Raw genomic sequence first — 15,042 nt, forward strand, 5'->3', positions numbered from 1 at the left:
GTTTTGTAAGAAATATCCGTTGATTGTCAAATTAGACTGGTCTATGAGCAATTATAGACTTATATTAGACCTATTAATTATCTGAATGCTTACACTATGAAAAAAGAAGCCTAAAATTCTCCTCTCTCCATGGGTAACCTTTTCAGGCTTCTCACATCAACACATAATCAACCTTAAACACATACATTATGAAAGACCTTGTACCGTGCATAAAGGCACACGCTCCTTAAGTTATTAATTACCTAATCTATTATTCACCGTTTAAATTGTACTACCAACCATGACTATGAAAAGTAAATCAGTTTATGGGCTGTTTATGCTCATCATCGCTGTAAGTATCCTGGCCACTTCGTGCCAATCCAGTAAAATTGCCTATGGTAATTCTTATTATTTTAAACAAACGCCTAAAGTCGCTGAAGCCCCGGCTACGCAAAAGGCAGAAATTGTAGAAAAGTTAGAAAGGCAGCCGATAGCAGAACAAGAGCTGCAGGCCTCTATCTCTAAAAAAGAAGTAGCAAGCGTAGAAGTTGAAGAAATGATGCAGTCGGCTCAGGAGCACTTAGACCAAACAGTGGCGAAAAGTGAAAACCAAGCGCTTAAAAAGCAGGCAGAGCATATTTCTGCCCTTGCCAAAGAGGCTAAAAGTGCTCAGCTCACTAAAAAAGAGCAAAGAGCTAAACGCAAAGAATTGCGCAAAGAGCTCAAAGAGATGGTCAAAGAATACAAGGCTACTGCGCCGCAAGCCAAAAACGGCCTTAGTGACCTGGACAAGAACCTTCGCCTGGCGATTATCTTCTGGGGTGCGGGTTTAATTCTCTCCATCTTAGGTTATACCGTACCCTTTATATGGGTTTTGGCCTCATTGGCATGGCTGGCAGGTACTGTCTTCTTCATCATTTGGCTGGTAGAAGAACTAGGCTAATAAAACAGGATATCCTATGGGTAGGCTAAGTTCTGCCCTCATTCAATGCCGAAAGCAGATAAGCATCTAACCCATCTGCTTTCGCATTTCCCACACACACAGCAATTAAACTTATGCGACCAATACTCTCAATTTTGTTAGTTGGGATAACAGCCGGTCTATGCCTTGCTCAATCCACAGATCAGCTGGCCCAACATATACAGGATGTTACCATAAAGGGTAATGTATATGAACAAACATTAGATAAGCAGACAAAAAACAACTGTCTGATAAGTATCAGTGTACTCGATACTAAAAAAGGAGAAGAAACCATATTTGAGCTGAATGCCGCAGACCTTAACGAGCACGCTATTTCCTTTGACACACGCAAAAGCTCAGTAATGGTAAGTGCCCAGGTACAAGGCAAAAGAAACCTGATTCGTGTCTATGAAGATGGCGAGATAGATGGCTATGACGACAAGATGACCCTCTTAGCTGCGGGTATAGAGGAAGCGCGTGAGCTGGTAGACGCCTTCAAGCAAATGGTTAAAGAATGTAACGAAAAGGCTAGTGCTACCCCTGAAAGTGTTGCAGGCACCTCCGCTCAAGACTGGCAGGCATTTTTAGAAAAAGAGATCAATACCGTAGAGATCAATGGTGAGCAGTTTGCGCAGGCTTTCTCCTGTAAGTCAGCACAGCCTCACCTGATACAGTATGAGATGACGGAGCCTGACAAGGGCGAACTAAATACTTACGAATTTAACCTGACAGACCTGAACGAAAGTAAGGTAAGCTTCGATACCAAAGGTACCGCCGTATGGGTAAGCGCGCAGACCAGAGGAGAGCGAGACCTGGTTAAGCATACTACTAATGGAGAGGTAAAAGGCTATCAGGATGAAATAGTGCTGCTGGCCAGAGATATTGAGCATGCCCGCCTGATAGAGCAGGTATGGAAAAAGCTGATAAGCGCCACTGAAAGTAACAATACCGGGTTTCTGGCGGGCAACCAAAACCCTACCATAGAGCAAACACTCGCTTTTCTGACAAAACAAACCGGCAAAGTTACAATAAATGAAGAGGCTTACGAGCAAAAAATATCATACCAGAAAAGCCCTCATAGCTATGGAGGCTACCTTATGACGTACACAGTCAATGATCTTTCTAAAGCTGAAGAATCGGTTTTCCAGTGGAATATACTGGATGTTAACCCAGCCTCACTAGTGTTTGACACCAAACGTTCAGATGTATTCGTAAATCTGCAAACTCAGACTAAAGACGACCTTATTGCATACCATGAGAACGGCACCTTAAAGGCTTATACCAATGGACTTAGCCTGAGGGCCAATTCTATAGAAGAGGCACGGGCCTTAAGTATGGCGTTGAGCCATCTGGCTACTAAAACTAAAGAAATGAAGCCTGAGCCTACCTTACCTGACTCCTACACGGCTACCCTATCTTATGTGCAACAAAGAGTAGGAGACATTAACCTGGCAGATGAAAATTACCAGCAGAGTCTGTCGGCACAGGAGAGTAAAGAGTGCCTGCTTAGCTACAAACTAACTGATGAAAACGAAGGAGATGAGTACGCTTATCATTGGAACCTGAACGACCTGAGCGAAAGCAGTATTGCCTTCCAGACCAAAAAGGACAAAGTACTGGTAGTACTCAGGACCAGTGGCAAAAAAGAACTAATAGAAGTGGTAGAAAACGGAGAGGTAGATAAATATGAAGATGAGCTCAGTATTATGGCTGAAGGTATAGAAGAGGCCAGAGAAATTGTAGCGGGTCTAAAACACCTCAGCACTTTCTGTAAGACCAAATAATACGATTTAGAATTAACTAATCTTTAGGATGATGAAAAAGTTATTTGTATTCATGATGCTGATCATAGCCTCTTACAGTCAGGGTTTAGCGCAGGAAAGGCCTATGAGGATCGGCGCCAAGCTGGGCATTCCTAACATCAGCGGGCTACATTTTGAGTATGTTACACCCTGGCTGGATGGAAAGCTGGCCCCCTCTCTGGATATCTCCTACATTCCTCTAAACGCTAGCAGCTTTAGAAGCTATAAAAGTGTGGATAATGGCATAGAAAGTTTTTACTACAGCTATGTGGAGTTAGGGCTAAACTACTACTTTTTTAAGCAAGGGAGAGGCCTGTATACGAATGTAAGCCTGGCCCGTGCCCACCTGGACTTCAGCTTTTCCGATTACCAATCAGACGAAAGTGGCAAAAGAGGTGGTGTAGGAGAGCTTGACGTAAACCTAAATCTTATAAATTTTAAACTAGGCGCCAAGCTGGGAAAAACCTTTTACTTCCGTCCGGAGATCGGAGTCTCTGTAATCGGCGGTAATGTAGACGACTTCAACTTTACTGTTACTTACCCAGATGGCACTACAGAAAGGGTAGATGCAGATGATATTTCTGATGTACTTATAAGCCTGACTCCAGTATTCAATATAGGATTCGGCTTCGCTTTTTAGGCTTACAGCAAACGTGGTTTGCTGCATTTCATAGTTGTGGACCTACCAGATCTTTTGGGTCTGGTTGGTTTTCCCTCTCTCTATTACTGATAATTTATCCCGTACCTAAAATATAATTATCATGAAAAAGTTAACCTTTGGCCTGCTTATAATGTGCGGCCTCTCGCCCCTCTTTTCATTTGCTCAATTGCGTGTGGCTCCCACCTTTGGTATCAACTTCGCCACTGCCCAACTCTCCGACGAAGCTAAAGAAGCTTTAGCGCCTATTGATGAAAGCTATAAAAACAAGTTAATCACCTCTTTCCAGATAGGGGCTATAGGAGAGTACGCCCTGAATGATGTACTCAGCCTGCAATCCGGCCTGATACTTAATGGAAAGGGGACTCACTTAAAAGCCAGCCTCAGTGCCTTTGGCGTAACATTAGAAAGCGCAAACAAAGTCCGTTTAACTTACCTTAGCCTGCCCCTCACTGCCAAATACTACCTCATGGAAACAGACGGCTTTTTACTTAGCGGATGGGGAGGTCTGGTTTTAGACTTTGCGGTAGCTGGAAAAATAAAGAATGTAACGCAGGTGGGAGATGAAAAAGAAACAAATACCGAAACCATTAGCTTTGGCTCATCTACTAATGACGACCTGAAAGGTTCCGATGTATCGCTAACGCTTGGAGTTACGGCAGACTCACAGGATCTACCCCTTCAATTAAAGTTTGCTTTGGTACAGGGGCTTATCAACGCTTTTCCGTATGACGAAGGTGAATATAGCTGGAGAAACTTCGGGATCAACCTCAGTGCAGCCTATTTCTTTGAGCTGGATTAGTAGCTCACAATTTTCTCTTATCGGGTGGTTAACCTTTTTACCAAAAGAGAATATACCCATACAAACATACCACTACCATCATGAAGACCTATTTGATAAAACCCAGCCTTATGCTTCTCCTTATTATTGTATTTACCAATTGCGAAAAAGATGAGGAAGAGCCTTTAAGAAATTTGGATGGTGACCCCAGCGGAGCTGTTATTAATACCAGAGTCATTGATTATAGCGAAGGAGAGCTTACGATTGAACTTGATATCTATGTGGTAGATGGAAAGGGCAATTTTACCAAAGGCCTTTCTACTGACAATTTTTCAATAGATAATATTAAGCTAAACTACTATGAAGCAGCCTCTTTTGAAAATGTCAGAGTCAGTGCTTCACGTACCAGTAGCAAAGGTAGCTACTATGCCTCTTTATTACTTGACCAAAGCGGAAGCATCAGCAACACAGACCCATATAATCTCAGAATAGATGCGGCAAAAATCTTTTGCGAAGCCCTGGGAGCTAATGATTATGTACTCCTTTCTAGTTTCACATCTTCATACAGCCCCTATGAGGTTATACTACACAGTGAGTATACTCAGGATACTTCCGAATTAAATTATCAACTCAATAACCTGCTCTATAAGCACGGAGGAGGTACCCCCTTGTATAATGCGGCCTACAGTATGGTAAAATACACCGATGAAAACGCGTCTGGAAACAATAAGGCAATTATTCTTTTTACCGATGGCAACAATACTACCAGTGGCACTACCCTGCCCCAGCTTACAGATTACGCTAACAATATGGGCGTACAAATATATACTGTAGGCTTAAGCAGATCTGTTGATTTTAGTGTTCTGGCTCAGATTGCAAGTAATACAGGTGGATCTTTTATGTGGGCTCAGGATGCCCGGCAGTTGATAACCATGTTTGGAACCTTAGGTGACCTGCTCAGCGGAAACGCTTCTTACTACAGCACCCGATGGCAGGTTTCCAGAGAAAGAGGTACATGGCAAAGCGGTACTTCCATTGTCACTGAGCTCATCATTACTTTAAAAGACGGAAGCAGCTTCTCTGTTCCTTTTGAGATCAGCATACCTTAAAGAAAAAAGCAATATAGATATTAGTTTGACTTAGCTAAGCAAATACTACTTACATCATTTAAAGGTATACGAAGGCATCCAAATGGCTTTTTGCTTCTCCTTTCGGCAGCCTATTCATAAAAATCAATCACCAAAATATTAAAACTATGAGTACCTATACAACTCTCAGGCTACTCATGCTAGGCACTTGGTTTAGCTTATTGCACTACAGTGGCGAACACGACTAGCTACATATTTCAAATACTTAATCGTTTACCTAAACACTTACATACTATGAAAACGCATCATTACCTTTTATCATTTGTGATGGCCTTCTTTTTTATGCATCACACCTTTGCCAAAGTAATTAGGGTAGATAACAACCCTGGCGCTTCTGCCGACTATAAGAAGCTACAAGAGGCTATCAATAGCGCTGAATCAGGAGATACCATTTACGTGGTAGGTTCACCTAATTGGTACGATACTAATAGTAATGGATATGCTACAGACATAACCATCAATCGTACACTTACTTTAATTGGGCCAGGATATTTTCTAGGGGATAATAGTAGCACTCAAGCCTCCAAACATACTGCAAAAATTTATAGACTAACTATAGGTGAAGGAGCAGATAACTGTACAATACAAGGTTTTGATTTAAACGCTAACAACAACGCTATTTTATACATTAACAAAAAAGATGTGAACGGGAAAGAGGGTAGCATAGTCCCCAAAAATGTAACCATAAAAAGAAATTTAATTAATAGACTGGAAATTAGATATGCAAATAACACACTGATATCACAAAACTATTTTTCCATTAACACTTATCCTATCTATGTTTATCAGGGTGCTGCAAATACTATTATCAGGAACAATATTATCTCTTCAGGAAACAGGTATGCTTCAATATATGGAGACAATTCAGAATTAATAAATCTCACTATTGAGAATAATACTTTTACCAATGGATTATACCGTATTAATAATGCTACTATTCAGAATAACATATTCATTAGCGGTATACTAAATGACTGCGATAACAACACACTAAACAATAACCTTTTTACTTCTACAGAAGAAGCCGTTTCTAGTGAAAACTCAACAGCGAATACTTTTAACAATAACATATTTGAGGCAGTACAGGCTAATATATTTGTTGAGCCTAGCCCCACCCTTGACGACCATTTTCGATTAGCTACAGACTCACCCGCCATTGGTATGGGCGTGGGAGGAGAAGACCTTGGAGCTTATGGCGGACCTACCCCCTACAAACTTTCAGGCTTACCGGCCATACCTGCAATCTACGACCTCAATACTGTGGGTGTGGGCACCCAGACCGAAGGGATGACGGTAGAGATTAAAGCAAAATCTCATAACTAAGCTATCATGAAAAGCTTAATGATCGCTCTGCTGATGATACTCCTGCCAATAGCCTTATGGGCGCAGCATATTACTGCGGCAGAGTATTTTATAGACGAAGATGCGGGCTTTGGTAAAAACACCCTTATTCCCATACCTGTAAGTAGTAATGAACTTAGCCTGGACTTTGAAATTGAGTTTACTGATCTTAGTTCAGGCATACATAGCCTGGGCGTACGCGTCAGAGACGAAAATGGAAGATGGAGCCTGACTACCAGACGTATTTTTCTGGTTGACTATGAAACCCTAAGCCCCAAGGACATCGTAGCTGCTGAGTACTTTATAGACGAGGATGCAGGGTTTGGCAAGAATAAAAAGATAGACGTGAGTGGAGGGGCTACTGTAGACACATTAACATTTGAAGCAGACCTAAGCTCCTATGAAGAAGGAATACATATGCTCTACGTAAGAGCAAAAGATGTAAATGGTAAATGGTCTCTTGTAAGTCAACGGGCATTTATTGTATCAGATGAAGAAGCACCTGCCACTATTGTCGCACTCAAATACTATTATTATGATGTAGAGGAAGAAAAGATTGCCGGAGCAAAAGAGTACACCTATAGCCTGCCGGAACCTAAGAGCATGGTAGACCTTAACTTTCAGGCTACGACAGCGCCCCTGGAAAATCAAAAATGGTACAACATCTACATCTGGGCAGTAGACAGTAAGAGCAGGGCTAGCCTGGTCAGCACCCAAAACTTCCAGTATATAGAAACTACACCCATAGTGATTGAAGAAATCTCTGAAAATAATGTAGTTTGTGCCAGCGATGAAAACGGCATAGCGATAGTTAAGGCGAGCGGAGGCACTGGCGAACTACGCTATAGCATTAGCAGGGATAGCGCGGCTTACCAGAGTAGCAACAGGTTTGAAGGTCTGGCGCCCGGCACTTATACTGCCTACGTACGAGGCAATCTGGAAAACTATGTAGAAAGCAAAACCTTTAGCATTAGTAGTCCGGAGCCACTGCTACTTAGCACCAGCGAGGTAAAGGATGTAAATTGTGCCAGCGATGCTAATGGCAGCATCACTTTGAGCGCTAGTGGAGGTTCAGGAAGTGTCTACGAGTATAGCCTGGATGGCACGACCTTTCAGACCAGCAATGTCTTTGAAAACCTGGTAGCCGGCATTTATGCAGTAACGGTAAAAGATTCCATTGGCTGTACTCAGGTACTCGCGGATATAGAAATTAAAGCGTCACAAAGTACTCCTTCCACTCCTTCTATCTACCGATCTGATGATTCGGAGTTGGTAGATGAACTGGAGCTGATTGCCGAAGGAACTACTCCCTCTGCCAGCCTTCAGTGGTACCAAGACGGAAACCCCATCAGCGGAGCCAGTAGCAGCAAGCTTACAATTACAGAGCCGGGTACTTATACTGTTGTTGCCAGCAATGGTAGCTGTGTCAGCTTTCCTTCTAACGAAATTTCTATTACCGGACTGGCAGAAGACTTTGCAGAGCAACTTAAGTTATACCCTGTACCTGCTTCCCGGCACCTTAAGCTGGAAGTACCTTCCCGCTTGCTAAAAGGGGTTGTCTCGGTACAATTAATAAATAGCAGCGGCCAGCTTATTGCTTCCTCCGAGATTACTAATACAGGAAGCCTGCTCCACACTGAATTTGACATACACAGCCTTCCGGTGGGGCTTTACTTTCTCCTGGTCAAAGGGGAGGAGATGATTATCAGGAAGAAGTTTTCCAAGCACTAAGGAAAAGTCTGTAATACTAAATGCAATACTTATGAAACCATATTATTTATTATACCTGTTAATCTTTGCCCTTATCGGATTATACGCATGCAAGGAGAGTGAAGACCCAGACGATCAGGTGACTCCTGAGCCTGATACGGTAGTAATTAGTGATACTTTTGTTTCCTCTCCCTGGCGGGTAGAGGGTGTTACTGCTAATGACACAAGCAAGAGTACGCAAAATGTGCAGATTACATTTGATACCAATAAGCAGTACACGCTGATATTGCCCTGGTTACAGAACTTTGGAAGCACAGGTAGCTGGACCTTAGACAAAACTACTGAGCCCCCAACCATCAGGCTTGATGACGGCAATACCGAGATGTTGGTGAAAGTAATAGACCTTGATAAGGACTCTATGACTATTGAATTTATTAGTAACAACTACAAAGGCAGGGAGGTCAAGTATCAGCTTAGTCTTAAATCATCTGCTTAAGCTCTACCTACCTGCGCAGAATACTCAGCAGAACGCTTATTGTCTGCCTTAGACTTTCACTTTAGTAGGGTGATTGCTTTCTAAGCCCTCCTGACTTATTTCATAAGCAGAGGGCTTAGTTTTTTTTCTGTAAGCCTATTCTTAGCCTGACTTTAGCTTCCATTTTATTCTCCTATCGCTTATCTTCAGAACACTGATGCTGCCATAGCAATTCGTTTCCACTTAAACCACAAACTTCCATGCCTCAGCCTGTTCCTTATCTGGCATTGAGCCTACTTACCTTATCCTGCCTACTGGTAGTAAGCTTACCCGCACCGGCACAGGAGTCTATAAAAAACCTTGAGGTAAAGGAAGGAGATAAGTTTATACAGATTACCTACGATCTGTTAGCTACCGAGGCAGGCCTCTCTTTTACTGTTACCCCTTATTATCTGGATAGTCTGGGGAGCAAACACAAAATACAAAAGGCAGAAGGAGACCTGGGGGCAAACGTTAGTGCAGGGCAGCACAAATCTATCAGATGGTATTACCATAGAGAGCTGACTTCGTACCGTGGAGCCATGCAGATAGAACTGACCTACCAACTGATACCTCCCTACTCATCTGTTTTTCTGGCAAAAAAAGAGTATAAAAGGAAAGTGAAGCTGGCACTTAATACTAGCTACCCCTCAGAAGTAAGCTATGATATTATTGATAGCAAACGGCGAGTGCACAGCAGGGGTAAACTGCCTGCTAAACAAACTGACCTTCGGCTTCCTAAGCTGGCGCTGGACGAAGAGTACCGTATACGCTTCTGGCAAAGCGAACAGCAGGCGGCATATAGCTCACACTTTCGGGTAAAAAGAAGGTTTTCTTTAGGGCTCAGGGCAGTAGGTATAGGGCTGAGCGCTGCTGCTTTTGCCTATTTTATATTAAAACCAGAAGAAAGCAACGAGCTGCCTATGCCATTTACACTTGATGACTAATTACCTTTTAAACCCACGAAAAGTAGATCAACCTCTACTCAAAATCAGCAAAAACCTGAACTATGAAGCTCCTCCTGACGATAATAAGCCTAAGCTGCACCCTGCTTTCAGTTTGCGCGCAATCTAACTCCACAACCAGTGCTGCATTTAACGTTCATACGCCTCAGGACGATACCCCTCCGCAGGTGCATATAAGCGCAGACAAGCACCTGCTTCATATCTCCCTAAACGATCAGGTAGGGCTGGATACCCTCTGGTTTAACGAAGACATCATCATCCCCCCAAAGGATACCAGCTATACTTTTTCGAGACCAAAAAGCCACTCCAATATGTACTGGCTCAAGGCCACTGACCTTAAAGGCAACACTTACGAAGAAACCTTTGCCCTGGATGAAAGAGGACAATTGCAAAGAGGCGTAATTCCTGTAAGCCAACCCAAAGCCATAGCCTCCATGTTTGATGCCAGCTACTATGCTCTGATGATAGGGGTGCAAAACTATGAAGATGATGAAATTGAAGACCTTACCTACCCGGTAGAGGATATGATACAGCTAAGCCATACCCTGATTAACCTCTATACTTTTGAACCCGAAAACGTGCAGCTTTTAAGTAACCCTACCAAGTCTGAGATTGAGCGTAAGTTGGACGAACTAAAAGAGATTGTAGGTGAGCAGGACAATCTGCTTATCTTTTATGCCGGACATGGCTACTGGAATGAAGACTCGCAAACCGGCTCATGGCTACCAGCCAACGCCCGCCTGGACAAAGCCTCTACCTGGGTCAGAAATAGTACGGTAAGAGATTATATCAAAGAAATTAACTCCAAACATACCCTGCTTATTACCGATGCCTGCTTCGGGGGTAGCATTTTTAGCAGCCGGGGCGTAAGCAGCGATGAGCTGATGACCTATAATGCCCTCTATAATGCCCCGAGCCGAAGAGCCATGACCAGTGGCAACCTGCAAACAGTACCGGACCAGAGCAAATTTATGAGCTACCTGCTTGCCTATCTGGCAGATAATCGTGATGATTTTTTTCCGGCAGAAAATTTATTTAACCGTTTAAAGCTACCTGTCATCAACAATACGAACCAGGCTACAATACCGCAGTACGGGGTCATTCAGGATGTAGGTGATGAAGGAGGAGACTTTATTTTTATAAAAAGACAAGCTTCGGCAACCAAAGCTCCGGAATAATAGCTCAGGGGCCAATAATTACTTTTTGTCTCCTTTCAATTAGCTGACCTGCCGTGCTTACCCGCAAACTGCAGAAGTAAACACCAGAAGCTAGTTTATGGCCTGATGAGTTTGTACCATCCCATTTCAGGGAATGAAAACCTCCTTCAAGTATGCCTCCATAAAGCTCCCTCACTCTTTTACCCTGATTATTATAGATGATCACTCGTACCTCATAAGGCTGGTCGGCATTGGGTAAGGCAAAAGGAATATTGACCAAAGAGTGAAATGGGTTAGGGTAGAGTGGGTTTAGGCTAACAGAAGTGGGCTGCAACTGCTCCTTAAGGAAGGCATCCGGACCATACACTACACTAAATCGCCGTGTAGCAGTATATTCAAAAGTGTAACTATTCTGGATACGCATATTTATTAGCCGTTCGGTTTGGCTGTCGTGCAGAAATACCGCCTGCCTATCGGCTGGAAGTTGCTCACTATTCCAGCTTAGCACTATACTAGTCCGAACATCAGTGTCTACCTCAAAGCTCCATGCATACTGGTTTTGTGTAGGTACTATACTTTTTGTGATCGCGTTTTTGCTCGCCTTATCAGTCCTGAAGTTAAGGTTCAGATAGTGACCAAAGGCGGGAGGGCTTAGGAGGTCATAAGCATCTAAACTTTCAGAGGCATCTGGGTGCATGCCCAAACCACTCAGCGTACGCTTCAGGCGGAAACTTACTGCCCTGGCATGCAAACCTAACTGCCAGCCCGCGGTTTTGGCAGTAGCTCTCCTGACTCTGCTCTGAGCATCGCTGTGTTGCCTGGCACTAATGGGTATGGATAGCTGAGTACCCCCTTCCTCAACATGCAGGAGCGCCCCACTACCTACAGGCAGCTCATATACCACAGAATCCCAGTTTTCGCTATAGCCCCGCAAATCTTGCTTAAGAGACAAGTGTTGATTGTCGGGATGGATTCGCACTTTTTCCCAGTCAATATCAAAAGGAAAAGGATTGCCAATCATATTCCAGCCAGGCTGTAATGCTATTTTATAATCTTTCTGTTTATGAACCTTTACAGTCTCTCCACTACCACTATTAATTTTTTCCAATGCCTCATAAGTGTGCAGCAGAAGATAAGCCTTGCCACTGCTTAGCGTATGGAAACTATCGTACTCTTCAAACTTATTTTCCTTCCCCAGCCGAAAGAAGCGCCACTTTTCTTTATCATATCTGCCCAGCGCTTTCAATGTTTGTTCTACCCCCTTATCTTCCAGTACCAAAGGGAAAGATACAAGCCTGTAGTCAGCCTGGTTTCTACCTGCCCTGACGGGTATGTCTATGCCATCTTCATATTTTTTGTACAGATAGACCGTATCTTTTTTCAGCTGATCAAACTTATCTGTAAACTCATAGTAATACTCTAACCCGATAGGGTCGTCAAGTGCTTCAAATGGATAATAGAATGCATCTCCGGAAGGAATACGCTCAATATCAAGCAGATTCAGGGGACCTACCCAGGGAGCATAATTGGTGATTCCCCTGACATAGAGTAGTGCTTTTTTAATAAAGGAAGCATCATTGACATTGAGCAGAACCTGCCCGCTATTATCTTTGCCCAATGCGAAATGCTGAGGAATAACTATCAATTCCTGGGTATCGCCGGTAGAAAATATAACCTGCTCTGCTGCCACTGCGTGGTCTGCCAGGTCTTCCAGATAACCTTCTTGGAGGCTAAAGCGATAGACCTTGTTGTCCTCCAGGTTGTTGGGAGTTAGCTGAATGGAATATGTAGTACTATTATAGCTTGCCGTAAACGGAAGTGCGGCATTTCCCTCTTGTCTTACCTCTTCCAGAACAAGCGCCTGAGCCAGGTAATTAGTGTCTGGAGTTTTGTTATTTGTTGTTCTGACAGGCTTGTCAAACTGTATGCTAAGCTTGCTATTCACAGCTACACCCACAGATTTGTCTGCCGGGCTAAAAGTGGGCTTCGGTGAGACATCTAAAATCACATAGGATTGTAAACTCAATGGCTCTGCCTGTACGGAATTAGCACTTAAGTCCGCTCCGCCGCTAAATGCCAGCCGTACTTCTCCTGCTTCGTTCCCTACTTCGTATTCCAGCGTATATTCCCTGGCTGAGCTTCTGTTCATCTTAAAAGAAAGGCGACGCTCATCCGCCAGTATAAAGTCCAGCTCTACCGCCACAGTGGGCAACATATCCTCATTAAAGCTGGCCCTGAAGAAAATGGACTGTCCTTTCCGCACAAAGCCATCCGCATCACTCATCCACAATTCACCCTGCGGAGCGGTATTGTCTACCCGAAAGTTAGTAGGGCTAAATACAGTATCGCCATTCACAATAAGGGCTATAGGTAAACTGGCCTCCTTCATCTCAGGTACTGTAGCACGTATTTCCTCTTCGGATACGCGATTGGCACTGGCAGCTTCCTTTTCACCAAAAAGGACTTTAAAGCTGTCTTCTCCACTGCCAAATTTAGTACCTGTAATCGTTAGCTCACTACCACTTTTGCCCTGTGCTGCGCTCAGGGAGCCAATGCTGAGTACCAAAGGCTTGTCTTTTACAATAAACTTTTCCGAAAACACATAACTATAGTTGTTTACCGTTAGGCTGACATCTACTGCAGAGGCTTCCATCTCTGGTAACTCAAGTAAGATTAGCGTATCTGTCCACGAGATGATTTTTGTAACTTCAGCCTCTCCGAATTTAACTGTGCTATTAGCCTGCTCATGACCGAAGCCTTTGCCGCTCAGGCTTAGCTGCATACCGACATAAGCCTCTTGAGGGCTAATGCTGCTTATCTCCGGCAACAGAAAGTTTAGTACTGATAAGGCTCCTTCTGCACTGGCTACATAAAAGTAATTACCATCCTGACTGAAGGCTACAGCTTTGGGCTGGGCTACGCCCTCTACAGTAGCCTCTCCAAAGCCCTGATAGGGCGTAAGCCTGCCATCCGCCTCCGCTCTCTGAAAAGAAGAAACCCTGAAATCTGCTCCTGTATCGCCACTGCTTTCATCGCCGGTAGTAAACACATAAGAGTTTTCAGGATTTAGGGCTACGGAGGTCAGCCTCCCTAAAGGGGCCAGGCGGGTAAAGTTTACATCGTCCAGAGAGGAGTCATCCGTAAAGCCCTGTACCTTGCTCAGCGTACCATTATCGGTATTTCTGGAAAAGACCGTCAGGTTACCTGAAGTACTACCTCCATAGCCAGAAACATATACTTCTGTATTGCTTGCACTTATACAAATGTCGGTAGGCCGTGCATTACCAAAGCCCAGGTACTGTGCCCAGTTATCTATATTCTGTACATTGTTTAGCTTTCCTTCACTATCTCTCTCAAACACACTTATACCATCATCCAGGTAAGCTGTAACATATACATGTTTGCCATCCGGACTACAGGCTACTGCATTGGCGGTTTGCAGCTTCATGGCGGACTGATCTACTATTGCCTGCACAAAACTAAGGCGCCCATCGCTAGCATTTACCGCAAATACCGAAACTGCGTGATCTTCGTAAGCCGCCACATAAATATTGTTACCCTCAGGGCTGAGGCTCAGCGCTCTGGCTCCGGCAAGTCCATCTACGCCCCCGCTACCATCGCTAAGTGTTTGCAGTAATGTAAGCCTACCTTCTTCATCTATGCTGAATGTGTTGATGCTATGATCTTCTTCCGCCACGCTGTAGAGGTAGTTACCATCAGCGCTCACTGCCAGTGCGACTACGCCTGCCAGCCCACCTACACCTTCTACCCCATCTTCTGCCTTACCCATATATGTAAGCTCCCCACTGATAAGATCGCGCTTAAATATGCCAATGGCATCCTCTCCCTGAGCCGCCACGTACACAAATTGGTTGTCGGGACTAACTGCTACATCACGGGCCTCCGAGAGGCCATCCACTCCTTCTACATTATCTCTAAGCACTTCTACAAAGCTAAACTGTGCATATGCGTAAGGCAGAGGCATTAGCAACAGGATCAGCAACATTCCCTTTACAAAGCTCATAA

General features: G+C 43.9%; 11 protein-coding genes. 10 read left to right on the top strand and 1 reads right to left on the bottom strand.

Annotation, left to right across the window (positions count from 1 at the left end; all coding sequences use genetic code 11):
• Window positions 1-286: 286 nt before the first annotated feature.
• The 10 genes from PZB74_RS03805 to PZB74_RS03850 all read left to right on the top strand — a co-directional run bounded on the left by PZB74_RS03805 (window position 287) and on the right by PZB74_RS03850 (window position 11,037).
• Window positions 287-922: a hypothetical protein gene (locus tag PZB74_RS03805; protein WP_302240918.1), complete on the top strand. Its 636-nt coding sequence runs from the start codon at window positions 287-289 to the stop codon at window positions 920-922.
• Between the two features lie 113 nt (window positions 923-1,035).
• On the top strand, window positions 1,036-2,724 hold the full coding sequence (locus tag PZB74_RS03810) for a hypothetical protein (RefSeq protein WP_302240919.1): 1,689 nt from the start codon (window positions 1,036-1,038) through the stop codon (window positions 2,722-2,724).
• Window positions 2,725-2,776: 52 nt separating this feature from the next.
• Window positions 2,777-3,382, top strand: a complete 606-nt coding sequence (locus tag PZB74_RS03815; protein WP_302240921.1) for a hypothetical protein — start codon at window positions 2,777-2,779, stop codon at window positions 3,380-3,382.
• 121 nt (window positions 3,383-3,503) lie between these two features.
• Window positions 3,504-4,202 (top strand): porin family protein, encoded by a 699-nt coding sequence (locus PZB74_RS03820; protein ID WP_302240922.1) that lies wholly within the window; start codon window positions 3,504-3,506, stop codon window positions 4,200-4,202.
• An 80-nt stretch (window positions 4,203-4,282) separates the two neighbouring features.
• Window positions 4,283-5,290: a vWA domain-containing protein gene (locus PZB74_RS03825; protein WP_302240923.1), complete on the top strand. Its 1,008-nt coding sequence runs from the start codon at window positions 4,283-4,285 to the stop codon at window positions 5,288-5,290.
• 273 nt (window positions 5,291-5,563) lie between these two features.
• Complete coding sequence (locus PZB74_RS03830; protein ID WP_302240925.1) at window positions 5,564-6,652, top strand: right-handed parallel beta-helix repeat-containing protein; 1,089 nt, start codon at window positions 5,564-5,566, stop codon at window positions 6,650-6,652.
• A 6-nt stretch (window positions 6,653-6,658) separates the two neighbouring features.
• Window positions 6,659-8,401 (top strand): T9SS type A sorting domain-containing protein, encoded by a 1,743-nt coding sequence (locus tag PZB74_RS03835; protein ID WP_302240927.1) that lies wholly within the window; start codon window positions 6,659-6,661, stop codon window positions 8,399-8,401.
• 31 nt (window positions 8,402-8,432) lie between these two features.
• Window positions 8,433-8,876, top strand: a complete 444-nt coding sequence (locus PZB74_RS03840) for a hypothetical protein (RefSeq protein WP_302240929.1) — start codon at window positions 8,433-8,435, stop codon at window positions 8,874-8,876.
• A 239-nt stretch (window positions 8,877-9,115) separates the two neighbouring features.
• Window positions 9,116-9,841 carry a hypothetical protein gene (locus tag PZB74_RS03845; protein ID WP_302240931.1) on the top strand — a complete coding sequence of 242 codons (726 nt, stop codon included), beginning with the start codon at window positions 9,116-9,118 and terminating at the stop codon, window positions 9,839-9,841.
• A gap of 62 nt (window positions 9,842-9,903) precedes the next feature.
• Complete coding sequence (locus PZB74_RS03850; protein WP_302240932.1) at window positions 9,904-11,037, top strand: caspase family protein; 1,134 nt, start codon at window positions 9,904-9,906, stop codon at window positions 11,035-11,037.
• A 4-nt stretch (window positions 11,038-11,041) separates the two neighbouring features.
• Here PZB74_RS03850 and PZB74_RS03855 read toward each other — a convergent pair whose 3' ends face one another.
• Window positions 11,042-15,040 (bottom strand): beta-propeller fold lactonase family protein, encoded by a 3,999-nt coding sequence (locus PZB74_RS03855; protein WP_302240934.1) that lies wholly within the window; start codon window positions 15,038-15,040, stop codon window positions 11,042-11,044.
• Between the last annotated feature and the right edge of the window lie 2 nt (window positions 15,041-15,042).

The organism is Porifericola rhodea (assembly GCF_030506305.1).
Classification (GTDB): domain Bacteria; phylum Bacteroidota; class Bacteroidia; order Cytophagales; family Cyclobacteriaceae; genus Catalinimonas; species Catalinimonas rhodea.